This window comes from Brevibacillus sp. HB1.2 (assembly GCF_013332495.1).
Taxonomy (GTDB): domain Bacteria; phylum Bacillota; class Bacilli; order Brevibacillales; family Brevibacillaceae; genus Brevibacillus; species Brevibacillus porteri.
The window spans coordinates 977,780-1,000,216 of sequence record NZ_JABMIU010000001.1 but is presented as its reverse complement, the minus strand read 5'-3'; the positions used below and the strand labels follow the sequence as shown (position 1 = coordinate 1,000,216).

Here is a 22,437-nt window from a genome sequence, read left to right as displayed (position 1 = left end):
CACGGTGTGAATGTTTTCGACAAACGCTTACATACATGCTACAATACGGAGTGCTCTCATTTTCTTGAAAGGAATCGAAGCATACATGAAGTCCATATTGATTACCGTTGAGGGACCTATTGGTATTGGGAAAACCTCTTTATCGCGGGAACTAAGCCGTGCATGCAACTTGCAGCTACTGGAAGAAATCGTCTACGAAAACCCATTCCTGGGTAAATTTTATGAAAATATTGCCGAATGGAGCTTTCAACTCGAGATGTTTTTCCTCTGCAATCGTTACAAGCAGTTGCAGGATATTCATTCACAGTTCCTGAATCAAGGTATTTCCGTTGTTTCTGATTACAATATTTTCAAAAATACGATTTTTGCCAAACGAACGTTACAAGAAGATAACCTGCCAAAGTACCTCAAAATTTATGATATCCTAACAGAGGATTTGCCTCAGGCCCATTTGGTGATCTACATGACAGCTTCGATTGAGACCGTGATGAAGCGGATTGCGATGCGCGATCGCGAAATGGAGCGTAGCATGGATGTCACCTATATGGAGAATCTGATTGCTGATTACAACGAGTTTATGGAAGCGTTTGAAAAGCATCATCCGGATACGCCTGTCATCAAATTCGACTGTGACGATTTGGATTTCGTACATAGACCAGAAGATTTGAAGGTTGTACTGGATCGAATTGCACCACGAATTCAAGAGTTGATGGGATAAGAAGGATAGGGAACAAAAGGAAAAGTAAGCATGGGGATAAGGAGTTGCGTACATGTCGAGGTTTCAAAACAGCACGCTTCGTGAAAAATACGGGATACCGAGCAACGCAGTGATTACGATCGGGGGGACAGTAGGGGTAGGAAAATCCACCTTTACGCATGCCTTGGCAGATCAGCTCGGATTTCGTGTGTCCGTAGAAAAGGTTGATAATAACCCGTATTTGGGCCGTTACTATAACGATTTATCGCGTTGGGGCTTCCATTTGCAAATTTTCTTTTTGGCAGAACGCTTTAAGGAACAAAAACGGATGTTTGATTATGGCGGCGGCTTTGTCCAAGATCGCTCCATTTATGAGGATACCGGGATTTTTGCCCGTATGCTGTACGAGCAAGGCAACATGACAGAAGAAGATTACCGCACTTATACAGAACTTTTTGAAGCGATGGTCATGACGCCTTACTTCCCGCATCCGGATATTTTGATCTACTTAGAGGGAAGCTTCGATGATATTATTGACCGCGTAAAAGAGCGCGGGCGTCCGATGGAGCAACAAACGCCAGTAGATTACTGGCAGGATTTGTTTGGTCGCTATGATAGCTGGATTGCCTCCTTTACTTCCTGTCCGATTTTGCGGGTCAATATCAACGAATACGATGTTGTGGATGACCCATCCTCGGTAGAAAGCATTATTGCTCGGGCAGCTGAAAAAATTCGAATTGGACGAGCTACCCGCTTTTCATCATAAAAACCCTTTACAATAACAGAGCACCCCTGCATTTTGCCGGTAAGAGGCGGAAGCAGGGGTGCTTTGTTTTTATTTGGTGCGATATCCTTCCAAGAGTAGGGTTATCGCTGCTGAAATTTCCTCAAGGGACTTTTCGTGATCAGGCGTCTCCGAAATCCAGAGCACCGCTTCGTTCATCGCACCAGACAGCAAATGCGTCAGAGCATCGATAGAAACGGGACGTAGGTATCCTTGCTCCTGCATCGTTTGAAGCTGCTCCCTGAGATGCCGCATGGAGTTTTGCTCGTCCATTCGGCGCCACGTTTCCCACCCGATGACAGAAGGGCCATCGATAAGCAAAATCCGCTTGTTGCGATGTTCGACGGCTGAGGAGACAAAGGCCAGGCAACCCAAGATCAATTGTTGCCAAAGATCCTCACTTTTCGCAGCTTCAGCTTCTACGCGCTCTCCGATTTCTTGTTGGACAGAAGCCAATACTGCCTCAAATAATCCTTCTTTGCTCCCAAAGTTGTGGTACAGTGCGCCACGGGTCACCCCGGCTTGTTTCACGATGTCTTCCATGGCGGCATCCGCGTAGCCTTGCCTGGAGAACATCTCTCTTGCCACTTCGATCAGTTTTTGCATCGTCTGCTGTTTTTGCTCTGCTTTGGACATCTTCATGCTATGCGATCTCCTTACTTATTTCATGCCAGATTATACAGGGTCAACATAACTTTCAGCAAATGCTTCAGAAGGTGGGATTACTTTTATGATATCAAGTAAAATGCCGTTCGGATCGGATGTAATAAAATGCCGCTGACCGAACTCCTCGTTTTTCATGTCGAGATGGAGAGGAAGACCTGCTTTCACTATAAGTCTTTCGTATTCAGCATCAACATCATCGACTTCGAAATTAAGGATAAGACCACCTTCTACTGGCTTTCGGAAATCCTGTGGAATCGTGTTGTGTGAAGGATCTAAGATGGCTAGCTCAAATGCCGGAGTGCTGCTCTGATTTTGCAAGCTCACATACCAGTCTGCTTCGAAAACCATTTCAAATCCAAAGTGCTCGCGATAAAACTTCGAGCTAGCCGCAACTTGTTCTGTCAAAATGACAGGATAAAAGCTGTTCACTTTCATTATGAATCTCTCCCTCACGATTAGATGACGTCAATTTAACATACATACAGTATGTATGTAAAGTGATTTCTATATTTTTCAACAAAGCTTTTGTACACTTTGCCACACGCAAATCGGCTACGGATAAACCCCGCTGTGGTATAATAAGAACATCTTGGAATTAAAGGGGCTCAGACATGGCAGAAGAATGGTTTGAACGCAGCTTTCGCGAAGATTATGTGCTTGTGTATCGTCATAGGGACGATTCGGCAGCAGATGGAGAGATCGCTAATCTGTTGGAAAGATTGCCGGTAAAGGACACAGGACGCGTACTTGATCTTTGCTGCGGGAGCGGGCGTCATTCGCGTGCGCTGGCTCGCCGGGGGTATGAAGTAGTTGGTGTGGATTTGTCGCCTGTTCTTTTACAGTTGGCCGAGGAACAAAACACCTATCCACAGCTAAGTTTTGCCCGCTGTGACATGCGCGACATTCCGTTTCGCGAAGAATTTGATATCGTGGTGAATTTGTTTACCAGCTTTGGTTATTTCTCCACAGATGAAGAAAATGCTAACGTTATTCGAAACATGGCACAAGCACTCAAAACAAAAGGTGAAGTGGTCATCGATTTCTTAAATGCAGCGTACATCATCGATAATCTCGTGCCGCACTCTACGAAGGAAGTCAGTGGGATGTTAATTAAAGAAGAACGCTGGATCCAGGATGGGTTTGTGAAAAAGCGGATACTGATTTCCGACGAGTCGTCGAATGAACCGCGTGAGTATATGGAGCAGGTTCGCTTGTTTTCTGCCCAGCAAATGATTGCGATGCTGACAGAGGCTGGATTCGAAAAAATTCAAGTATTTGGAAATTATCAATTTGAAGAATATGTGGCGGATGAATCACCTCGTATGATTTTTTATGCCGTAAAGCAATAGGGTGCGGATAACCTGTACGTCTCGTGAATATGATGGTGTAACAACCATTCATCGGGTAAAAGGGGGCATTGCTAAAATGAGCAAGCTGTCTTTAGAACAGGTCAAATTGTATCTGAGCAAAGTACCTGGCTGGAAGCTGGTAGAAGACCGAATGGCACTATCACGCACATACCACTGTCGTGACTTTTCCACTGCGATCAGTTTCGTCAACCGTGTGGCAGAGATGCTTGAGCATGACAATCAGCACGTGGAAATTCATTTGGCAGGTGGAACGGTCACGTTTATGTTAGCCACCCGCGAGGCAAAAGGTTTGACCGGTAAAGATTTTGCGTTAGCCCAGACCATTAGCAAAGTAAGCTAACAGGCAGAAGAGAAATAGCCGCTTCCCACAGCGAAGCGGTATTTCTTTTTGGCTTTTTAAGAGCTACTTTGTTATGATGGGCAGTATGAACCATTTCGGAGGGATTACAAGATGGACATTCAGCAACACGAGCAATTGATTCAACTGTTGGCGGAGTATAAAAATCAAAAGGCTTCCGTAGCTTTTACCCAATGGGATACCGATAGTGAAGAAGAGGAAGAGGTAACACAATTCCAAGCCGAGCTCCTCGAAATCAAGCTGACTGACAACGAATTTGAGGAAAAAGATCTCCTGCTCGTGTTTACGACAGCAGAAGGAGAAGAAATGGAAATCCTGATGGAAATTCCAGGTGATGAAGTGGATTTGGCTAGCTATGAGGAAGGCTATTTGCGTATTTTTGGAACAGAATCGGAGATTGTTTTGCAAAAATGAAAACGAAGCGAGCTTTTCGTTATGTAGGTACGCCCGATCCCATGTCTGATAAAGAGGCGTACCACTGCGAAAAATATATAAAGAAAAACAAGCATTCCTTGGTGAGAGCGGGACAATATTTGGTTGATGTAACAGCCCTCCAGGCCTTGTTTCACTTGGACTGTTGGAATTGCAGGACGGTTCATCGCGAGACCTGCTGTGAGGGTGGACAGCCTTACGCCGTAGAAGAATGGCAGATTCCAATCATGGAGGGGGAAATCCCTTCTATCTCTGCTGGACTCCAAGATGAGTCTGAACGCAATCATTGGCTTCTTCATGGGGTTTGGGATCGTAATGAGCCGCCAGGAACCATTCGCATGCGGCATGGCAATTGTCTTTTTTATCAAGAAAACAATGGGCGTTACGGCTGTGCGATTCATGCTTATGCCGAGCAGGCTGGTCGTGAAGTTGAGCCTCTCAAGCCATTTAGCTGTCAACTGTATCCAATCGATTTGATTGATACAGGGGAAGGGATCCTGCTAACGGCGGTTACCAAGGAAACGTCCTCCTTTTCCAGATGGGGTACGGATTATTTGGAGCAGTTTTACTGTGCGAGTCCGGCCCGCCGAAAGCTTGCCACGCACATAGATGACAAGTTGTTTGCTTTAGACGGCTATCGCCCAGCCTATGAGTGGAATCTTCCTTTGTTACGTTACATTTTGCAAGAAGATGCAGAGAGAATAGAAGGCATGCTTGCGAGCAGTTATCAATTGGAACGTTGAATGCCTTGTGATATGATGATGTATGCATCAAGTAGATTGATAAAGGAGCAACAGCGATGAACGTCAAGACAACTCAAGAATCTCGTACAATTCAGGCATCACTGGTTCAGCCATCTGATACGAATTACCATGGGACTATTTTTGGTGGTACGATGATGGCTTATATAGATGAGGTAGCTGCAATCGCTGCGATGCGACATTCGCGTCGCCCTGTTGTGACAGCATCAATTGACTCGATTGACTTTCTTGCTCCCGTCAAAATGGGGCATTCTATCTGCCTGGAAGCGTTTGTTTCGTCAACAGGTAGAACATCTATGGAGATTTTCGTAAAAGTCATCTCGGAAAATCTCCAGACCGGCAAGCGCATTTTGACCGCGACATCTTTTCTCACTTTTGTGGCCCTAGATGAGGAAGGGAATCCGACTGATGTGCCAGCCATTGCTCCTGAAACAGAGGAAGAAGAGAGATTGATGGCAACTGCGGATGAGCGCAAGAAAATGCGCAAAGAACGAAAAGGGAATCTGCAAGATTTTGTGAGTCAATTGAACATCGAGAAAATCATATAATTTTTTTTAGACTTCACCCTGAACGAACATTCGTTCAGGGGATTCTCGTTTATCCATAATGAGGAGGAATCGGGTAATGAAGTACCGCAGATTAGGAAAAACGGATCTGAACGTATCCGTAATTGGTGTAGGTACGTGGCAATTTGGCGGGGAGTGGGGAATGGATTTCTCGCAAGAAGCTGTTGACCAGATTCTCGACAAAGCAAAAGATCTCGGCATCAACTTGATTGATACAGCGGAATGCTACGGAGATCATCTGTCCGAACAGCTTATCGGAGGATATTTGAAAAAAAGCCGCCGGGAAGACTGGATTGTGGCGACGAAATTCGGGCATCATTTTCATGACAAATTTTCTCGAACCAATCATTACGGAGCAAGTGAAGTTCAGCAGCAATTGGAAAAATCGCTGCAAGCCTTGCAGACCGACTATATTGACTTGTACCAATTCCACTCGGGACCTGATGAGGCATTTGATAATGATGGCTTGTGGACTTACCTCGACAAACAGGTGCAGGCAGGAACGATCCGTCATCTCGGCCTCTCGATTGCGAAAAACGACAACATGCATCAAACATCTGCCGCTACTTCGGTGAATGCAAAAGCAATCCAAGTGGTGTACAATCGTTTGGATCAAAAGCCGGAAGAAGCTATTTTTGCTTCTTGCCAGCAGCAAGACCTGGGTGTTTTGGCGCGCGTTCCGTTGGCGAGTGGTTATTTGAGCGGAAAGTATAAGCCTGGTTCTGTATTCGGTGGAAACGATGTGAGACATCGACACGATCAGGAGCATGTCAACAAGCTGTTGCTCCAAGTAGAAGAAATCAAGAAAAATGAAGTTCCAGAAGTTATGGATATGGCGCAATGGGCATTGGCGTGGTGCCTCAAGCATCCGGCAGTCACCACTGTGATCCCAGGCAGCAAGAGTCCATCGCAGGTAGAGGCAAATGCCAAAGCGGCTGACTATGTGAGCGATGAGCATCCACTAGCGACGTCGAAATAAAAAGGATATGTGCCATGACAACTTCCAAAAAAACGGTAAGAATTTGCGCGAATGGTCATTCATACATGAAAAGCAGTGATTGTCCGACTTGTCCACTCTGTGAGCAAGAACGCAAACCGGACACAGGATTTCTTTCTCTGCTCTCGGCACCAGCTAGAAGGGTGCTGGAACAAAATGGAATCAAAACTTTGGAACAGCTCGCTAGTTACAGCGAAAAAGAGATCCTGAAATTTCATGGGATGGGGCCAGCATCTATGCCGAAACTTCGGACAGCATTGAACGAAAAGGGATTGTCATTCAAGAACGAATGATTGGGCACAGCGAATAAAAAAAGGAGGAGCCGCGGTAGGACAGCGACTTCTCCTTTTCCTTTTAATCTAAAAAGCGGGATCTGATCTGTGGGGTAGGAAGCATGCATTGTTCTGCTTTGCCCATCCACCGATAGCGATTTCTCGCGACCCAATCATAAATCGGATTGCGGACAGGTCTCGGGATGAGCCGAGCTACGTTTGACAGCAGACGCCATCCACCTTGAAGCTTGCGGCCAACATGCAAGATCGCATCCGATTTTGTATATAGCTGTCCGTTGGCGATAAAGACCACGGATGACATGTCTTTTTCCTGATAGTTGTAATGAGACAAAATTTCCTGCGCTCTCTGTGACTGCAAGGAAGCAAAGTGAATGTGTCCATGGGGATCACGCTTCAAAATAAACTGCACAGCACCGTGGCACAGATGACAAACCCCATCAAACAGTAACAGGTACTCAGGATGGTCCAGTTCTCTGCCTGCTTTCATGAGACAGCCCTCCATACTTCTAGTGGTTTGATCTACATGCTTATCCTTAGCTCCATTCTAGCAGAGAAAGACAATGGTTCCTATACACGAACGATTATTCCGTTACAAATGCGAGTGTCCCTTGTTGGATCACCTCTTCTGCCTTTACGAGATCAGGATGCATTTCGCGGTCTTCATGCAGGCGGGGAATCACCCGACGCAACTGCTCATAGGCTCGCGCTGTACCTGTCCCGAGATCTCCCGAGCCAAAATCGATTGCTTGAGCTGCTGCCAAATATTCAATGGCAAGCACCTTGGTGACATTCGATACGATTGTACGAAGCTTGCGAGCAGAAGTCGTTCCCATGCTGACATGGTCCTCCTGATTGGCAGATGACGGAATCGAATCGACTGATGCGGGATGGCAGAGCACTTTGTTTTCAGAAACGATGGAAGCGGCTACATATTGCGTAATCATAAATCCAGAATGGAGTCCGCCATTTTCGGTTAAGAATCCGGGAAGACCACTTAGCTGTGGATTGACAAGACGTTCTGTGCGTCTTTCGGAAATATTTGCAAGCTCAGCCATGGCAATGGCAAGAAAATCAGCTGCGAATGCCATTGGCTGACCATGGAAATTTCCGCCGGAGATAACGTCGCCTGTTTCTGTAAAAAGGATAGGGTTATCGGTGACGCTATTGCATTCGCGTGTAACCGTGGTCCATACATACTCCAGCGTATCACGAGTTGCACCATGTACTTGAGGGAGGCAACGAAGGCTATATGGATCTTGGACACGTAGCTCACCCTGCGCAGTTGTACGTTTGCTGCCGGATAAGTGCTGGAGCAAGCGCTTTGCTGATTCCTGCTGTCCTGGATGCGGGCGGACGAGATGGAGCTGGGGATCAAAGGCTTTTGGAATTCCGCGCAGCGCTTCAATCGTCATGGCCGCAATCAATTCAGCGCTTTCAAGCAGAACTCGCGAATCATACAAGGCGAGGCAAAGCTGTGCAGTCATTGCCTGTGTACCGTTAATCAGAGCCAGACCTTCTTTTGCCTCCAGTCGAATTGGGGAGAGACCTACTTCACTCAGTGCTTCTTTTCCGGATAGTCGCTTGCCATTGACGAGCGCTTCACCTTTGCCGAGCATAACCAGTACCATATGAGCGAGAGGGGCTAAGTCGCCGCTTGCACCAAGGGAACCTTGTTGAGGAATAATCGGATGAACCCCTCGATTGCATAGTTCTACAAGCTGAAGCAATGTCTCTTCCCGAATTCCCGAATAACCCTTTGCTAACGCATTGATGCGTAAAGCCATCATCGCACGGACAACTTCAACGGCATAAGGGTCCCCCATCCCGCAAGCATGACTCATAATCAAATTTTCTTGCAGCTTGCTTACGTCCTCATCGTGGATCATGACATCGGAGAATTTTCCGAAGCCAGTGGTGATTCCGTATACGACTTCCTGCTGCGATACCATTCTCTCCACCATGGCACGTGAGTCACGAACACGATTCAATGCTTCTTCGGTCAATTGGATGTGGGTGGCGCTTCTTGCGATGGAAACAACATCTTCGATACGTAATTGATCCCCATCTACTTTTACAACATTTGCTTGCTGATTCATCTGTAATTTCCTCCTTTAGCAGAGCAGAGAACGAAAAGAGCGAGGGGTTAGGATATCATATCCTAACCCCTCGCTCGAGAGCATGTATGTGATTGGATGAAAACGTGCAAGCCTGCATTCGTGGCGGCATACGTTCTTCCTCACTTTCGTTCATGTGCAACTGTCTGATTATTTTAGCTATTGCTATCATTGTATCAAATGCCTACGTGCAGTCAAGATGATCTTGTCACGGCGACTTCCCTAGAGTGTAAAAAACGGGCTTAGTCCTTTTTTTCAAACTGGGCGAGAGTCGTCTCTCGAGTTGGATAAATGTCATACCATGTACTGTGTTATTTCATCCGAAAGGACGTGTAGTTTCCGTGGAAAAGCGACGTAAGATGCCGCCTATGCCTACCGCACTCCCAAGGCGTCCTAAAGAAATGCCGAAACCGCCTTCTTCAGCGATGCCATTGCCGTCTCCATCGATGCCGTCACCTATGAAGCCTTCTCCTGAAAAGCCCAAGTCGGAAAGTCCAATCAATCCGAATCATTCTATTCCTGCGCGCCCAATGCCGCAAAAACCGATCATGCCTGCTCCCAATCTGGCTAACCCGAACGTGCCGAACGTAATGCCGCCAAATCGGATGCCAGCGAATCCAATGCCACCAAATCTCAAGCCGCCAAATCCAATGCCGCCAAATCCGATGCCACCAAACCTCAAACCGTCGAATCCAATGCCAATGCCACCGAACCGGATGCCGGCAAACCCTATGCCGGCAAACCCTATGCCTAACGCTTCACCGAATGTCAGGCCAAATGAGAGCCCAAACATGAGGCCAAATGTAAGACCCAATGTGAGACCAAACGTGCGACCGAATGAGAGTCCAAACATGAGACCGAATGTCAGACCGAACGTCCGGCCAAACGAAAGTCCAAACATGAGGCCAAATGTCGGACCGAACGTAAGGCCGAATGTCAGACCAAATGTGCGGCCGAATGAAAGTCCAAACATGATGCCAAATCTAAGACCGAATATCAGACCAAATATTAGACCGAATGAAAGTCCAAACATGATGCCAAATCTAAGACCAAATATTAGACCGAATGTCAGGCCGAATGCGCGACCGAATGAGAACATAGGAAGGGATCTGGAGCTGTACCTGTTTAAATTCCAGTTCCATATGGACCGGATGCAGTATTTCCACCACAAATGCGATGAGCATCGTGAAAATCGCCGCAAATACATGGAATACCGCAGACATTACAAACATCATGAACGGAGAATGCATCATTATCATGACCGTTGCCAATTATGGAATGACGGTAGCAGTTCCTTTGGTCGAGGCTCATCATCTTCGAGTGGCGGTAGCTCTTCCTCCGGATACAATTGCCGACAGAGAAGGGGTCATAGACGAGGGCGTGGGTGTGACTGCGGATGTTCATTTTGAACGCACGAGGAAGGACGCCAGCTAATTAAGCGGCGTCCTTTTCCATACTCAATTCGTAAATGCTTCAACAGCGACTCCTTTTTTCTTTAACTCGCGCCTTAAAGTAAGCAAGGCATCATCTTTGTTTTTGCATTCCAATATGATGTCCACATTGTAATCCGCCAGCGCACTGACAAATGTCAGGAACGCATCTGGATCAATATCGTCTGCATGAGCGCGAAAGTCATTTGCTGACTTAGGCGAGGACATGTGCATCTTCGGTGTGCGCTCTCCCCAGGTTTGAATAATGCGTGGAAGGTATTCCGCCCAATCTTCGCCATCAGAATGGCAGTTGTGGTGGTGAATATCGAGCACCATCGGCACACCGATCCGTTCGCACAGCTCCAGTACCTCGCGCATGGTAAAAGACATGTCATCGTTTTCCACGACTAAGCGACGTTTGACGTTTTCAGGAAGCAGCTCGAAGTTGGATGCAAAACGATCGAGAGAAGAGGCTTTGTCTTCGTATACTCCTCCCACGTGCGTCACCAAGACGGAATTATCATCGAGCCCCAGTAAATCAAACACTTTTGCATGGTAGGAAAAATCAGCAATCGTCGATTCCAGCACAGAAGGCTTGTCGCTGTTCAATATGCTGTAATGTCCGGGATGAGCTGTCAAACGAATGCCATGATTGCGGATATATTTCCCTGCTTTTTGGAAGTCCCATGCGAATTCTTTTGCCCAATCCCATTCAGCTGCAACTGGATGAGTAGCGAGTGGAACAAATTCAGAAGGAAGTCGATACAAAAAGATATGATTTTCAACATTATAAGCAAGCAAATCCATTAAATTGAAAAAGTTTGCCTGCATAACTTGCCGCAGCTTTTTTAACCGAGCTTGGGGATCTAATTTATTTACTTGGGCAACCGTCGTTTTCTTGTTTGGATTGTTCTTCGTCTTTACACTGATGCAGGCATAGCCCATACGGATCAAGGAAATCTCCCTCCTTTGCAGCAGCATTCCTTTGTAGTATCTCCAAAAGGGGAACGTCGTCGGCTTCTTGCCAGAGAATTATAAAACGGATAAGATGGGAGAATGTCACAGGTACGCCAATTAACTTTCCGTGAAAGCGCGGACGTTCCTTGTGAGTAAACTTCGGTAGAGGTTTTTGAAGGAGAATGTAATGAATAGTCTTGACCAATCCTATAGTATGACTCTGGTTTTTCTCTCCTATTTTATTTCAGCAATGGCGTCATACACAGCATTAGATCTAGGCGCACGTCTCCATTTTGCAAAAGGCAGGGGACGTGTGTTTTGGTTATGTGCTGGAGCCGTCTCCATGGGGCTTGGTATTTGGGCTATGCATTTTGTTGCCATGCTTGCCTTGCATCTGCCGATTGCCGTCCAATATGATAACCTGATTGTATTTTTCTCGATTGTTTTGGCCGTTTTATCATCAGCGCTTACATTATGGATCGTGAGCGAGCAGTCCATGTCCAAAACGAGGGTAGTAACAGGATCGGTTGTCATTGGGTCTGGTATCGCCGGAATGCATTATACAGGGATGGCAGCGATGATGATGAACGCCATTATTCTGTACGATTGGCTATGGTTTACCATATCTATTTTCGTTGCCATCTTGGTTTCGATGGTTGCGTTGATTCTTACGTTTCAATTGCGTTCGGTGGACCCAGTAAAAGGTCTCTGGCGTAAAATTATTGCAGGGCTGTTGATGGGGGCAGCCATTACAGGTATGCATTACATTGGTATGTACGCCACCACATTCGTCGCTCACGAGCACATGACAATCGCAGTGATCTCGCATGATGATTCGGGCCTGATCGCTACTATGATTGGCATTGTCATCGTAATGATTCTGGTCGTGACATTGGCTTCTGTATACGTGGACAAGCAATTCGCAGGGAAGAGCTTGCGCGTGCTAGAAAGTGATCAACGCTATAAATCGCTATTTGATCACAATTACGACGGGGTGATCTTTTACTCGATCGATGGTAGCCAAAGCGTCATGAATCCTGCGGCAATGCGATTGACAAAGGAACGGAGCTTGCCTCTCGAAAAATTAATGAAGATGTGTGCTTCTAAAGATGCCGAGCTCATATCGACAAACTTTACAAATGCAGTGCAAGGTGAGGCGCACAACTACGAGATCACCTTGACCACGAGCGAGGGTCGTCAGCTTCATCTGAACATGACCCATACCCCCGTGTTTGTCGATCAGCAGATTACGGGTGTCTTTATGATTGTGAGAGACATTACCAATAAGAAAGAATACGAGACAAAAATCAATTATCTCGCTTTTCACGATTCGTTGACTGGTTTGCCGAATCGCCGTTTTGTCGAACAGCAACTGGATCAGGCGATCATGGAGGCACAAAAAAAGGATCAGCAAGTATACGTGTTGTTTCTGGATCTCGACCATTTCAAGCTGGTAAACGATTCCTTGGGGCATGATTTTGGTGACCTGTTACTTCAGGAAGCCTCCTTGCGTTTGCAGGATTGTGTGGGCAAAAAAGGAACGGTGAGCAGGCTTGGCGGAGACGAATTCATGGTGATTCTAACGGATGTCATGGAAAAAGAAGTTTCATCCATAGCGAATGAAATCAACCAAAGGATTGAACAGGCATTTTTTATCCATGGGCACGAGCTGTACATAACGACGAGTATCGGGATTTCTCGATATCCAGAAGATGGGCAAGACAGAGGTGTCTTGATGCGTAATGCAGATGCGGCAATGTATGCAGCCAAAGACAAAGGGAAGAACAGTTTCCACCTGTACGTACCGAATCTGGAACAAGCAGTGAATGACAAAATGAATATTCAAAATGAATTGAATCGCGCTTTGGCTAGGAAAGAATTTTTATTGCATTACCAGCCACAGGTATGTGCCAAATCAGGCGCAATCGTTGGTGTAGAAGCGTTGATTCGTTGGAATCATCCTGAACGAGGATTGCTTTTGCCAGACCAATTCATCTCTGTAGCAGAAGAAACCGGGTTGATCGTACCGATTGGAGAATGGGTGCTGCGGACGGCCTGCAAACAGAACAAACAATGGCAAGAGCAGGGACTCATGTCGCTTCGGGTAGCCGTTAATCTATCTGCGCGTCAATTTCTCAAACAAGACTTTACCCAGATGGTCGCTGAGATTCTACACCAGACAGGGTTGGCACCGGAATACTTGGAGCTGGAAATCACAGAAAGCAGCATGATCGACGTCCAACGCGCCACACAGGCATTGAAGGAACTGAAGCAATTAGGGGTGCACGTTGCGATTGACGATTTTGGAACGGGCTACAGTTCTCTCTACTATCTGAAAGAATTTCCGTTGAATCGTTTGAAAATAGATCGCTCGTTTGTACGCGACATGATCGGACACCCTTCCAATCAGGCCATCGTATCCACGATTATTTCCATGGCGCATCATTTGCAACTGCGTGTGATCGCGGAAGGGGTCGAGACAAAGGAGGAGCTTGCGTTTTTGCAGGAGCATCTGTGTGAAGAAGTTCAAGGCTATTTATTCAGCAGACCGTTATCGAGTGAAGACGTAGCCTTTTATTTGCAAGCCCAAAAAGGCGCTAGTTAAACAAGAGGAGCAGCTCTCATGAGTTGCTCTTTTGTTTTGCATTTGCCAGCCAAATGAGGTGGTATAGCTGTCAAATTGGCACGTAAAATGTACTATTCCTGCTAACTTGTCAAGGAATTGCATCTAGGACGAAAGGAGGGAGAGAATGCTGGCTCTAGGTGTCGTCTTATTGCTGTTTACCATTGGAGTTGCGATTGCCATTGGGTATCGGGCAAACGAAAGCGTCCGGCAATTTGATGAAAGCGCGCATGAAAGCTTTATCGGTTCCCAAGCAGAGAAGGGAAGGGAGGGATAACGAAATGCGGCAGGAAAAAGAACAGCAATTACTCGAGGACAAGAGAGACCTGAACAAGTTTGGTTATGCGCAGGAATTACTGAGGGATATGGGTGGCTTTTCGAACTTTGCGATCTCATTTTCGATTATCTCTATTTTGACAGGTGCAGTATCCTTGTACGGGCACGGATTACTGTATGGCGGTTCTGGCATGATGGGCTTCGGATGGACCTTGGTAGCGTTATTTGTCATCCTGATTGCAGCATCGATGTCTGAACTCGCATCAGCGATCCCTACAGCTGGAGCGCTGTATCACTGGGCAGCCATTTTAGGTAGCAAACGGTGGGGGTGGTACACAGCGTGGATCAATCTCATTGGCCAAATCGGGATAGTCGCAGGTATTGACTATTCGTTCTCTTTGTTTGCGGACCCACTGCTAGCGAGTGCGTTTGGTTATACCTCAACAGAAACAACCACGTTAATCCTGTTCGGGATCACACTCCTTTTGCACGGTACGTTTAACCACATTGGAATTCGACTCGTGGCCCGGTTAAATGACTTCTCCGCTTGGTACCATATTGGCGTCGTCGTCATACTCGTCGGAAGTCTCGTCTTTTTCTCCCGTCATGATTTGCAACCGCTTGATTACCTCTTTCAGGTCGGTCAAACCTTTTCTGACAAGCCGTACGCGATTGCTTTTTTAATTGGGTTGTTACAAGCGCAGTGGACGTTTACTGGCTATGATGCATCGGCGCATACGATTGAAGAAACGATTAATCCGCGAGTTCGTGCTGCTTGGGGGATTTATACGTCTGTGGCCTTTTCCTTTATTTTTGGATTTATCATGCTTGCTTTTGTCACCTTATCCATCAAAAACGCAGCGGCTGCGAGTGAAGCGGAAAATGCATTTATTTACGTGATTAGCGAGGCATTAGGAGGTACATTTGGTTCAGTGGTGTTGTGGCTGGTTACCTTTGCGATGTGGTTCTGTGGCTTGGCGTCCATTACTTCCTTCTCGCGAATGTTGTATGCGTTTTCACGTGACAAAGGAATGCCGTGGAGCCACCAGTGGGCGGAAATATCGACCAAGTACAGAACGCCAGCAAAAGCAATTTGGCTGGTTATCATTCTTTCCTTTGCGCTTGCCTTGTTCGATTACATCGTGAAAAGCATCAATCCGAATACGACGTATACCACTTTGGCATTTCTTACGGCGGTAAGTGTCGTTGGGCTTTATGTCGCCTACGGAATCCCCTTGTACCTCAAGCTCCGGGCGGAATCGCGAGGACTATTTCAACGGAAGCATTACGGTCCCTGGCATTTGGGGAACTGGAGTAAACCCATTAATGTGCTGAGCTTGATTTGGATCCTCTTCATCTCGATTATGATGGTGATTCCACCCAATCAAACAGCTGGGTATGCCTTGATAGCCATGTTTTTGGTGCTTCTGATCATGGATTTGGCTTATTACCGGAAGCATTTCAAAGGCCCGCAAGCTGCGCTGGGCAATTCGGAGGAAGACATTAAACGTCAGGAAGCGAAATTTCGGGACTCCTAATGGAAAAGAAGTTGGCAGAGCCTCCCTTATGTCAGTATTGGCATAAGGGCTTTTTTTCGTAGAAGGTGATTTTGCATAACGAATGGCAGAGGACGAAAAGCTAACAGTAGGAAGGAAATAGAAATACATATGGGAGGAACGCGATGAAAAGAATGAGATGGGTGTTGCTTGCAATGGGAATCGCGCTGATGGCTCACGCAACGACGAGTTTGGTTCCACAGGTGAGTGGGTATGGCGGATATGTGCGTGAAGGAAATACCTCGAATCGGTATGAAGTCGCGGGTATTACAAATGCAGGCGCATTCGAATCCTTTTATGGAAAACTTCAAGAGGCGGTCAAAAAAAATGACAAGACAGAAGTAGCCAAGCATATCAGGTATCCACTGCGTGTGAACAAATACGGAAAAAGCCATTTTATCCGAGATGAACAGCAATTTTTGGAAGAGTATGATCGAATCATGACGGGGAAGGTAAAGGAAGCGTTTTTACAGCAAAAGGTAACAGATACGTTTGTCAATGATCAAGGCGTGATGGTAGGGAATGGAGAAATGTGGCTGGGACAATTTTCGAATCGCTTTGTCGTTTTTGCAGTAAATGTAGAATAGGACAAGGGCTTTTCTCTAGAAAAGCTCCCACTCTAGCAGAGCAAATGTTTTTATTGTTACAAATAGTATATTTTACATGGACATTATCGGTGGAAAATTCTAAAATAACAAATAAATAGACAGTTACAGATGTAGATTCGACAGCTTTGTCCTTGTGGAATGGACATTTGTTATTTTCATCGTTCCGTGATAGAATTCACAAAACGATATTTTTTTTAGTTAAACTTAACTGATTCGGAAGATTTTGAGGAAGAAAGCAGAAAAAGGAGTGATCGTGTGAGTTTGGAAACGAAGAAATGGGCGGATGAAGTAGCTGAGCAGGTAGTCTCATGGCGAAGATATCTCCATCAGCATCCAGAATTGTCGTTTGAAGAGGAGAAGACGTCTCAATTTATTTACGAAACGTTGGAATCTTTCGGGAATTTAGAGCTTTCGCGGCCAACTAAAACGAGTGTCGTCGCTCGACTGATCGGATCACAGCCAGGAAAAGTTCTTGGCATTCGTGCTGACATTGATGCGCTCCCCATCCATGAAGAAAATGATGTGCCATATGCATCAGGAAAAGCTGGCGTGATGCACGCGTGCGGACATGACGGTCATACAGCGATGCTGTTGGGAGCCGCAAAAATTTTGTCCCAGTACAAGGATCAAATTAAAGGCGAGGTTCGTTTCTTCTTCCAGCATGCCGAGGAGCTGCCGCCAGGTGGTGCTGCTGAAATCGTAAGAGCTGGTGCAGCAGACGGACTGGATTCGATTATCGGCATTCATTTGGCATCGTACATGCCTGTCGGGAAATTCGGTGTACTTTACGGGGCACTTACTTCATCGACAGATCGCTTCGATATCAAGATTCAAGGCAAAGGCGGGCACTCCTCGCAACCGGAAGCATCGGTTGACCCGATCGTCATTGGGGCACAGGTTATTACTGGCCTGCAACAAATTGTATCCCGCAATGTCAGTGCGTTGGACAAGGTCGTTATTTCGGTGACGATGCTGAATGCAGGGACAGCTTATAACATCATTCCGGATTCGATGACACTGACAGGCTCCACGCGATGTTTCGATGCGGAGATTCGCAAAAATATTCCGATGTGGATTGAACGAATTGTCAAAGGAATTACGGAAGCGCATGGCGCAAGTTATGAATTGACGTTCTCACATGGCTACACATCGGTTGTCAACGACAAGCAGGTGACGAAGCTGATGGAGGATACGATCCGCGAGCGTTGGGGAGAAGAAGAGATTATTTACATTGATCCTTTGATGCCGGGTGAAGATTTCTCTGAGTATTTGAAAAAAGCTCCAGGCTGTTTTATTCAATTGGGTGCTGGCAATCCAGACAAAGGCTTTACGTATCCGCACCATCATCCACGTTTTGATTTTGATGAGGATGCAATGGTACGCGGCGTGGAATTGTTTGTTCGGGCAGCTCAAAAAGTCGTCATGGAGTAGAGCAAGATAGAGTGAGGGGGATGTTGTATGGCAGAGGGACGCGTCAATGAGTACAAGCTGCATTTTATCGTACTTGTTCTCGTCGCATTGACAGAATTTATCGGGACAAAGAAAATCAGTATTGGCATCGGGGTTATCGCTCTGTTTCCGATGCTCTACGCCCTTGTTTTAGGCGGGGCAATCAGCTGGCCAAAGTTTAAATTTTTGAGCGAAAAAGAAATGAACGTCGCAGCCAATATTTTGGGTGTTTCGTTCTTGATCTTTATTGCGAAGCTGGGAGCCAATATCGGTCCTGAGCTGCCTAAGCTACTTGGTTCTGGTGTATCTTTGATTGTTCAAGAGATGGGACACATTGTAGGGACAATCGCATTTGGTTTGCCAGTCGCATTGTGGCTGGGTCTGAAGCGTGAAGCAATTGGGGCTACTTATTCTCTCGACCGTGAGCCAAACTTGGCGATTATCGTAGAAAAGTTTGGAGCAAACTCTGCCGAAGCTCGCGGCGCGCTGGGCGTATATATTTGCGGAACCTTGTTTGGTGCCATTTATATGTCAATTCTTGCAAGTATTTTAGGAAGCAGTGGGTTGTTTCACCCGATTTCTCTGGCGATGGGAGCCGCGGTTGGTTCCGGTAGTATGATGGCAGCAGCAACAGGCTCATTGGCTGTCATTTTCCCAGAAGCGCAAAAAGACATTGCCTTTTATTCTGGAGCGGCAAACTTGATGATGAGTATCGTCGGAACGTACGTATGTATCTTCTTCTCCTTGCCGGTCACACAAAAGCTGTACGCATGGCTTGAGCCTATTATTGGGCGCAAAGGTGCTTCTTCTGCAGCAGAAGGGGGGAGAAAAAGCGCATGAATCAAATCTTGACGATTTTTATCATTGGCTTCATTGCACTCATCGGTAACTGGATCGGTTATAAAGTACCATTCATGGAATCTTTGCCAGGTATTTTGCTCTTGGCGGTCATTACGTTAATCGGAATGGGCTTCACTCGCATTCTACCGTTCAAATCTCCCGTCATTGTATGGATCTCTTTGTTTGCGATGCTTGCGACATCCCCGTTTTTTCCAGGGAACGAATATACGGCTGCTGCGATTGCCAAGATCAATCTGCTCGCATTGGCCACGCCGATTCTCGCGTATGCAGGTCTATCACTCGGAAAAGACGTTCATCTATTCAAACAGCTTAGCTGGCGTATCGTAGTCGTGTCTCTCGTCGTCTTTACCGGCACGTTCCTCTTCGCTACGCTGTTTGCGGAGATTGTATTTAAGTTTCAAGGCAAATTTTAACGAAACTGTTTTTGTGTTAGGGCCTCCGTGTGCTTCCATATGCCATGGAGGTTCTTTTCACATACAACTGTGAGAGTCAGGAGTGGAGAGAGCATGATCATTGATGTGAGAAAGGTTACCTGGCAAAGGGATGAAACAACGATTCTGCGAGACATTGCCTGGCAAGTGCAAGACAAGGAGCATTGGTGTTTGGTCGGTTTAAACGGCTCTGGTAAAACCAGTCTGTTGAATATCATTTGTGGCTATGTGTGGCCGACAAAGGGAGAGGTCAGTGTATTAGGCAATCTTTACGGAACAGTCGACTTACGCGAGGTGCGCAAATCAATCGGCTGGGTAAGCACAGCACTGATGGCACAGCTTCACGAGCATGAAACCGCACTCCGTGTCGTCTTGAGTGGACGAGAAGCAACCATCGGCTTGTATTCCGTTCCAGAGGAGGCAGACGTAGAGAAAGCGTCGGATTTACTCGATACTTTTGGATGCCGTGCATTAAAAAACAGACGTTTTGCGGCTTTATCGCAAGGGGAGAGACAAAAAATACTGATTGCTCGTGCATTGATGGCTTCCCCTCGATTACTCATCCTAGACGAGCCTTGCACTGGACTGGACTTGCTTTCAAGAGAACAGCTGTTGGCCATGATCGAACAAATCGCCAAACAGTCAAACGGGCCAACTCTCATTTATGTCACCCATCACATCGAAGAAATTTTGCCTTGCTTCACGCATACCTTGCTGCTAAAAGCGGGAGAAGTAGACCAGGCTGGAACAACAGATGAGGTCCTGACGGCAGAGCGTCTGACAAGCTTTTTCGGTGTACCTGTTCACATTCAACGCTCGCAAGGAAGATCTTGGGTAAGCTTAGGGGAAGAGGCGACAGTCTGATTGTGTCGGATAAGTTTGGGCACGAATCAGCACGGTTGTGCATGATTGTGTATAATAGCAATAAGAAATTGTATCTGGGAGGAGAGGAGAGATGGAGGCATGAACAATGTGATTGCACCAATCACAGACTCCACCTGGGCGATCATCACCTATGAGGAAGCGTGGAATAGCTTCGTAAACAGCTATGTGATCAAACAAGGGAATGCCTTTGTATTGATTGATTCTCACCAGCGCAAGCAACGCTCTTATTTTCAACAGGCGTTGGAAGAGATCGGGGTCAAGCCAGAGCGAACGGAATATGTCTACTTCACTCATCGACATGCTGATCATATTGGAAATGCCGATATGTTCCCTTCTCGAAACAATTGGATTCACCTCGACGATTATTACGGACTGGACGATTTTTCACAGACGCTATTCGGCCATACGTTTACAGGTAGTGGGGGAGATCTGCCTTCCCTGCGTTTCCGACAGCTTTCTTTTCATACAGAAGGCTCTGTTGCCTTCTTTGATCCCCAGACGAAAATTTGCTTTGTTGGCGATCATTTGTGCTTTGAAAACACAGAACTCGGTCAAATCGTTGGCGGAGAAGTGGACTGTCGGACAGCTTATCAAGAACACTTGAAGCAATGGGTAGCACGTGAACCAGAGCGAGCGGCGGAGTTTACGGAGGGCTTGGAGATTTTGCAGGATTGGCCCATTGAGTATTTAGCCACTGGTCATGGCCCTATTCTTCAAGGCGAAATTAAGGTGTTTTTGCAGGAACTCATTGCCATTGCACGTAGGTAATATGGACAAAAAAGACTTGTGCGCCTCAACAGGCTGACACAAGTCTTTTTTGTCCGATTTATTTTGAAGCAGGAAGTTCTGCTTTGTCCGTTTCTTTCTCTGTATCCTCTACTTTTTCAAATGCTTTGTCCAAAATTTGAACATTATGCTTTTTCTTCAATTCCTTGATCCACGTGCTCATGTTGGAGCGTTTGTTTTTATCTTTGACTTTCTCCGTTACCTTTGGACGTACTTCTTCCAACGTACCTTCGAGCTTTTCTTTGTTTTTCTCATAGTATTCCTTGATTTGCTCTTCCGTGATCGGGTAAGCTTTCTCGAACATCTTGTCCCTTAACAGGATCAAACGTGATCTCTCACGCAATTCATCTTCGGTAATTTCTTCTTCAGTCAAATACTCTTGGAATTTCTCAGGCCCCATTTTTTCTTTGATTGGGTTAATTTTTGCGTCCAGTTCCTGATCACTTACCGTGACTCCCTGTGCAACCGCTTCTTGTTTATATACTTCCTTTATGATGAGATCAGACATCACGCGTTTCCCAGCTTCTTTTTTCATAGCCTCGTATACTTGATCTTTGGAAATAGAGACTGTTCCTACTTTAGCCAGTGCCTCTGTAGAGGAAGAAGCAGAATCTTTTCCAGGTGTACAGCCCGCTACAGCGAGACCGAGTACAAGTGCTGAGACAGCAAGTATAGATACATTGAATTTTTTCATTAAAAATACCTCACTTTCATGATAGTTCTACGACTGTGCATAGAGCAGCGTTACGGGGACAGGAAAATAAAAACCGCACACATAAAGCAATGTGCGGTCGTCAATCGATTAGCTGGCTTGTGTAGAGGCTTTTTTCCACTCTTCCAAGCGTTTTTCCAGTACGGTGTGATTCAGATGCAACAGACTGGCTGATTTGTCCATCAATTGCTTGAGATGGGAAAGGGCTCGCTCGTAATTTCCTTTGGCAGCTTCAATCTCTGCCAAGCAGAAGAGCTTCCAGTCTTTTGCCGATCGTTTGCTTGCGATCAGCTGGTAAGCTTCTATCGCACTCTCTACTTCACCCAGGCGGGCGTGTGAACAGGCAATAAGAGCTAAGGAATCAGTCATTCCCTGATCACGCTGGTAAATACGAAACGCCACTTCCAATGATTCGTTGTATCGTTCGGATGAATAGTAAACGATCGCCAGGTTGTAAAACAAGTAGTGAATCATCGCTTGATTGAATAACGTTGGTCGTTCTTTGCAAACGTTGATTCCTTGAACGATATATTTTTCGGCCATTTCATAATTGCCAAGCATGATCTCATGTGTTGATTTATCCAGCATAGCGACAGCACGGGAACGGTTCTTCCGATAGGAAGCCTCCAGCCAGCGCAATCGAATATTCAAACGGCGTTTGAATAGATTGGCCATGTACTGAAAGCGGAAGGGCCAGTGCAGGCGAATAAACATAACCAACAGCACAGCCGCAATCCCTGCCAGCGTTGATGTCAAATTAAAACTCAAATACTCCACGTAGTGACACCCTCTCTATTTACGCTGCATCTATTACCCCATCTTAGC

28 protein-coding genes are annotated in these 22,437 nt (G+C 46.3%); 19 read left to right on the top strand and 9 right to left on the bottom strand.

What is annotated here, in order from left to right; translation table 11 throughout:
- Positions 1 to 85 precede the first annotated feature (85 nt).
- Positions 86 to 718, top strand: coding sequence for a deoxynucleoside kinase (locus tag HPY28_RS04685; RefSeq protein WP_174230149.1), 633 nt, complete (start codon positions 86 to 88; stop codon positions 716 to 718).
- A gap of 52 nt (positions 719 to 770) precedes the next feature.
- Positions 771 to 1,463, top strand: a complete 693-nt coding sequence (locus tag HPY28_RS04680; RefSeq protein ID WP_017247810.1) for a deoxynucleoside kinase — start codon at positions 771 to 773, stop codon at positions 1,461 to 1,463.
- Between the two features lie 69 nt (positions 1,464 to 1,532).
- Here the strand turns inward: HPY28_RS04680 and HPY28_RS04675 are convergent, their stop codons facing one another.
- Together HPY28_RS04675 and HPY28_RS04670 are read right to left on the bottom strand one after the other, a co-directional pair.
- The gene (locus tag HPY28_RS04675; RefSeq protein WP_174230148.1) at positions 1,533 to 2,123 is read right to left on the bottom strand and encodes a TetR/AcrR family transcriptional regulator; all 591 of its coding nucleotides are present in this window, start codon (positions 2,121 to 2,123) and stop codon (positions 1,533 to 1,535) included.
- A gap of 33 nt (positions 2,124 to 2,156) precedes the next feature.
- Complete coding sequence (locus HPY28_RS04670; RefSeq protein WP_174230147.1) at positions 2,157 to 2,582, bottom strand: VOC family protein; 426 nt, start codon at positions 2,580 to 2,582, stop codon at positions 2,157 to 2,159.
- Positions 2,583 to 2,758: 176 nt separating this feature from the next.
- On the opposite strand from HPY28_RS04670, the gene HPY28_RS04665 reads away from it, so the two are divergent.
- From HPY28_RS04665 to HPY28_RS04635, 7 genes are all read left to right on the top strand, one after another.
- Positions 2,759 to 3,496 carry a class I SAM-dependent methyltransferase gene (locus HPY28_RS04665; protein WP_174230146.1) on the top strand — a complete coding sequence of 246 codons (738 nt, stop codon included), beginning with the start codon at positions 2,759 to 2,761 and terminating at the stop codon, positions 3,494 to 3,496.
- A 76-nt stretch (positions 3,497 to 3,572) separates the two neighbouring features.
- The gene (locus HPY28_RS04660; RefSeq protein WP_017247814.1) at positions 3,573 to 3,857 is read left to right on the top strand and encodes a 4a-hydroxytetrahydrobiopterin dehydratase; all 285 of its coding nucleotides are present in this window, start codon (positions 3,573 to 3,575) and stop codon (positions 3,855 to 3,857) included.
- Positions 3,858 to 3,968: 111 nt separating this feature from the next.
- On the top strand, positions 3,969 to 4,289 hold the full coding sequence (locus HPY28_RS04655) for a hypothetical protein (RefSeq protein WP_174230145.1): 321 nt from the start codon (positions 3,969 to 3,971) through the stop codon (positions 4,287 to 4,289).
- Entirely contained in the window at positions 4,286 to 5,050 is a 765-nt protein-coding gene (locus HPY28_RS04650; RefSeq protein ID WP_174230144.1) for a DUF3109 family protein, read from the top strand. Before HPY28_RS04655 ends, HPY28_RS04650 begins: the two co-directional genes overlap by 4 nt.
- A gap of 56 nt (positions 5,051 to 5,106) precedes the next feature.
- Complete coding sequence (locus tag HPY28_RS04645; RefSeq protein WP_017247817.1) at positions 5,107 to 5,616, top strand: acyl-CoA thioesterase; 510 nt, start codon at positions 5,107 to 5,109, stop codon at positions 5,614 to 5,616.
- A gap of 76 nt (positions 5,617 to 5,692) precedes the next feature.
- Positions 5,693 to 6,613, top strand: a complete 921-nt coding sequence (locus HPY28_RS04640) for an aldo/keto reductase (RefSeq protein WP_174230143.1) — start codon at positions 5,693 to 5,695, stop codon at positions 6,611 to 6,613.
- A gap of 14 nt (positions 6,614 to 6,627) precedes the next feature.
- Positions 6,628 to 6,924, top strand: a complete 297-nt coding sequence (locus tag HPY28_RS04635; protein WP_174230142.1) for an RNA polymerase alpha subunit C-terminal domain-containing protein — start codon at positions 6,628 to 6,630, stop codon at positions 6,922 to 6,924.
- Between the two features lie 61 nt (positions 6,925 to 6,985).
- Here the strand turns inward: HPY28_RS04635 and HPY28_RS04630 are convergent, their stop codons facing one another.
- From HPY28_RS04630 to HPY28_RS04615, 4 genes are all read right to left on the bottom strand, one after another.
- Complete coding sequence (locus HPY28_RS04630) at positions 6,986 to 7,426, bottom strand: thiol-disulfide oxidoreductase DCC family protein (protein ID WP_174230141.1); 441 nt, start codon at positions 7,424 to 7,426, stop codon at positions 6,986 to 6,988.
- A gap of 79 nt (positions 7,427 to 7,505) precedes the next feature.
- Entirely contained in the window at positions 7,506 to 9,020 is a 1,515-nt protein-coding gene (gene hutH, locus HPY28_RS04625) for a histidine ammonia-lyase (RefSeq protein WP_017247821.1), read from the bottom strand.
- Between the two features lie 334 nt (positions 9,021 to 9,354).
- On the bottom strand, positions 9,355 to 9,540 hold the full coding sequence (locus HPY28_RS04620) for a hypothetical protein (protein WP_017247822.1): 186 nt from the start codon (positions 9,538 to 9,540) through the stop codon (positions 9,355 to 9,357).
- Between the two features lie 6 nt (positions 9,541 to 9,546).
- On the bottom strand, positions 9,547 to 10,011 hold the full coding sequence (locus HPY28_RS04615) for a hypothetical protein (RefSeq protein ID WP_254476424.1): 465 nt from the start codon (positions 10,009 to 10,011) through the stop codon (positions 9,547 to 9,549).
- Between the two features lie 203 nt (positions 10,012 to 10,214).
- Here HPY28_RS04615 and HPY28_RS04610 point away from each other — a divergent pair, with 203 nt between their 5' ends.
- Complete coding sequence (locus HPY28_RS04610; protein WP_017247823.1) at positions 10,215 to 10,472, top strand: hypothetical protein; 258 nt, start codon at positions 10,215 to 10,217, stop codon at positions 10,470 to 10,472.
- A gap of 23 nt (positions 10,473 to 10,495) precedes the next feature.
- On the opposite strand, the gene uvsE is transcribed toward HPY28_RS04610, so the two are convergent.
- The gene (gene uvsE, locus HPY28_RS04605) at positions 10,496 to 11,422 is read right to left on the bottom strand and encodes a UV DNA damage repair endonuclease UvsE (protein WP_174230139.1); all 927 of its coding nucleotides are present in this window, start codon (positions 11,420 to 11,422) and stop codon (positions 10,496 to 10,498) included.
- Between the two features lie 190 nt (positions 11,423 to 11,612).
- Between uvsE and HPY28_RS04600 the strand changes: the two genes are divergently transcribed.
- The 9 genes from HPY28_RS04600 (at position 11,613) to HPY28_RS04560 (ending at position 20,882) form a co-directional block, all read left to right on the top strand.
- Complete coding sequence (locus HPY28_RS04600; protein ID WP_174224847.1) at positions 11,613 to 14,030, top strand: EAL domain-containing protein; 2,418 nt, start codon at positions 11,613 to 11,615, stop codon at positions 14,028 to 14,030.
- A gap of 145 nt (positions 14,031 to 14,175) precedes the next feature.
- Positions 14,176 to 14,325 carry a hypothetical protein gene (locus HPY28_RS04595; RefSeq protein ID WP_017247826.1) on the top strand — a complete coding sequence of 50 codons (150 nt, stop codon included), beginning with the start codon at positions 14,176 to 14,178 and terminating at the stop codon, positions 14,323 to 14,325.
- A 4-nt stretch (positions 14,326 to 14,329) separates the two neighbouring features.
- On the top strand, positions 14,330 to 15,862 hold the full coding sequence (locus HPY28_RS04590) for an amino acid permease (protein WP_017247827.1): 1,533 nt from the start codon (positions 14,330 to 14,332) through the stop codon (positions 15,860 to 15,862).
- 143 nt (positions 15,863 to 16,005) lie between these two features.
- Positions 16,006 to 16,467, top strand: a complete 462-nt coding sequence (locus tag HPY28_RS04585; protein ID WP_174230138.1) for a hypothetical protein — start codon at positions 16,006 to 16,008, stop codon at positions 16,465 to 16,467.
- A 276-nt stretch (positions 16,468 to 16,743) separates the two neighbouring features.
- A complete protein-coding gene (locus HPY28_RS04580; protein WP_017247829.1) occupies positions 16,744 to 17,919 on the top strand; it encodes an amidohydrolase in 1,176 nt (391 codons plus the stop codon).
- A 27-nt stretch (positions 17,920 to 17,946) separates the two neighbouring features.
- Positions 17,947 to 18,777 (top strand): DUF3100 domain-containing protein, encoded by an 831-nt coding sequence (locus HPY28_RS04575; protein WP_017247830.1) that lies wholly within the window; start codon positions 17,947 to 17,949, stop codon positions 18,775 to 18,777.
- Positions 18,774 to 19,211 carry a hypothetical protein gene (locus HPY28_RS04570; protein ID WP_017247831.1) on the top strand — a complete coding sequence of 146 codons (438 nt, stop codon included), beginning with the start codon at positions 18,774 to 18,776 and terminating at the stop codon, positions 19,209 to 19,211. Before HPY28_RS04575 ends, HPY28_RS04570 begins: the two co-directional genes overlap by 4 nt.
- A 93-nt stretch (positions 19,212 to 19,304) precedes the next feature.
- Positions 19,305 to 20,093: an ABC transporter ATP-binding protein gene (locus tag HPY28_RS04565; protein ID WP_017247832.1), complete on the top strand. Its 789-nt coding sequence runs from the start codon at positions 19,305 to 19,307 to the stop codon at positions 20,091 to 20,093.
- 99 nt (positions 20,094 to 20,192) lie between these two features.
- Complete coding sequence (locus HPY28_RS04560; protein WP_017247833.1) at positions 20,193 to 20,882, top strand: MBL fold metallo-hydrolase; 690 nt, start codon at positions 20,193 to 20,195, stop codon at positions 20,880 to 20,882.
- 58 nt (positions 20,883 to 20,940) lie between these two features.
- Here HPY28_RS04560 and HPY28_RS04555 read toward each other — a convergent pair whose 3' ends face one another.
- Positions 20,941 to 21,594, bottom strand: a complete 654-nt coding sequence (locus HPY28_RS04555; protein ID WP_026043010.1) for a SurA N-terminal domain-containing protein — start codon at positions 21,592 to 21,594, stop codon at positions 20,941 to 20,943.
- Between the two features lie 108 nt (positions 21,595 to 21,702).
- The gene (locus tag HPY28_RS04550) at positions 21,703 to 22,389 is read right to left on the bottom strand and encodes a tetratricopeptide repeat protein (RefSeq protein ID WP_048032371.1); all 687 of its coding nucleotides are present in this window, start codon (positions 22,387 to 22,389) and stop codon (positions 21,703 to 21,705) included.
- Positions 22,390 to 22,437: the final 48 nt, after the last annotated feature.

Bases quoted from the DNA above. Each gene is read 5' to 3' on its own strand.
- HPY28_RS04685 (WP_174230149.1), top strand. From the start codon at position 86: ATGAAGTCCATATTGATTACCGTTGAGGGACCTATTGGTATTGGGAAA.
- HPY28_RS04680 (WP_017247810.1), top strand. From the start codon at position 771: ATGTCGAGGTTTCAAAACAGCACGCTTCGTGAAAAATACGGGATACCG.
- HPY28_RS04675 (WP_174230148.1), bottom strand. From the start codon at position 2,123: ATGAAGATGTCCAAAGCAGAGCAAAAACAGCAGACGATGCAAAAACTG.
- HPY28_RS04670 (WP_174230147.1), bottom strand. From the start codon at position 2,582: ATGAAAGTGAACAGCTTTTATCCTGTCATTTTGACAGAACAAGTTGCG.
- HPY28_RS04665 (WP_174230146.1), top strand. From the start codon at position 2,759: ATGGCAGAAGAATGGTTTGAACGCAGCTTTCGCGAAGATTATGTGCTT.
- HPY28_RS04660 (WP_017247814.1), top strand. From the start codon at position 3,573: ATGAGCAAGCTGTCTTTAGAACAGGTCAAATTGTATCTGAGCAAAGTA.
- HPY28_RS04655 (WP_174230145.1), top strand. From the start codon at position 3,969: ATGGACATTCAGCAACACGAGCAATTGATTCAACTGTTGGCGGAGTAT.
- HPY28_RS04650 (WP_174230144.1), top strand. From the start codon at position 4,286: ATGAAAACGAAGCGAGCTTTTCGTTATGTAGGTACGCCCGATCCCATG.
- HPY28_RS04645 (WP_017247817.1), top strand. From the start codon at position 5,107: ATGAACGTCAAGACAACTCAAGAATCTCGTACAATTCAGGCATCACTG.
- HPY28_RS04640 (WP_174230143.1), top strand. From the start codon at position 5,693: ATGAAGTACCGCAGATTAGGAAAAACGGATCTGAACGTATCCGTAATT.
- HPY28_RS04635 (WP_174230142.1), top strand. From the start codon at position 6,628: ATGACAACTTCCAAAAAAACGGTAAGAATTTGCGCGAATGGTCATTCA.
- HPY28_RS04630 (WP_174230141.1), bottom strand. From the start codon at position 7,426: ATGGAGGGCTGTCTCATGAAAGCAGGCAGAGAACTGGACCATCCTGAG.
- hutH (WP_017247821.1), bottom strand. From the start codon at position 9,020: ATGAATCAGCAAGCAAATGTTGTAAAAGTAGATGGGGATCAATTACGT.
- HPY28_RS04615 (WP_254476424.1), bottom strand. From the start codon at position 10,011: ATGTTTGGACTTTCATTCGGCCGCACATTTGGTCTGACATTCGGCCTT.
- HPY28_RS04610 (WP_017247823.1), top strand. From the start codon at position 10,215: ATGAGCATCGTGAAAATCGCCGCAAATACATGGAATACCGCAGACATT.
- HPY28_RS04600 (WP_174224847.1), top strand. From the start codon at position 11,613: ATGAATAGTCTTGACCAATCCTATAGTATGACTCTGGTTTTTCTCTCC.
- HPY28_RS04595 (WP_017247826.1), top strand. From the start codon at position 14,176: ATGCTGGCTCTAGGTGTCGTCTTATTGCTGTTTACCATTGGAGTTGCG.
- HPY28_RS04590 (WP_017247827.1), top strand. From the start codon at position 14,330: ATGCGGCAGGAAAAAGAACAGCAATTACTCGAGGACAAGAGAGACCTG.
- HPY28_RS04585 (WP_174230138.1), top strand. From the start codon at position 16,006: ATGAAAAGAATGAGATGGGTGTTGCTTGCAATGGGAATCGCGCTGATG.
- HPY28_RS04575 (WP_017247830.1), top strand. From the start codon at position 17,947: ATGGCAGAGGGACGCGTCAATGAGTACAAGCTGCATTTTATCGTACTT.
- HPY28_RS04570 (WP_017247831.1), top strand. From the start codon at position 18,774: ATGAATCAAATCTTGACGATTTTTATCATTGGCTTCATTGCACTCATC.
- HPY28_RS04565 (WP_017247832.1), top strand. From the start codon at position 19,305: ATGATCATTGATGTGAGAAAGGTTACCTGGCAAAGGGATGAAACAACG.
- HPY28_RS04560 (WP_017247833.1), top strand. From the start codon at position 20,193: ATGAACAATGTGATTGCACCAATCACAGACTCCACCTGGGCGATCATC.
- HPY28_RS04555 (WP_026043010.1), bottom strand. From the start codon at position 21,594: ATGAAAAAATTCAATGTATCTATACTTGCTGTCTCAGCACTTGTACTC.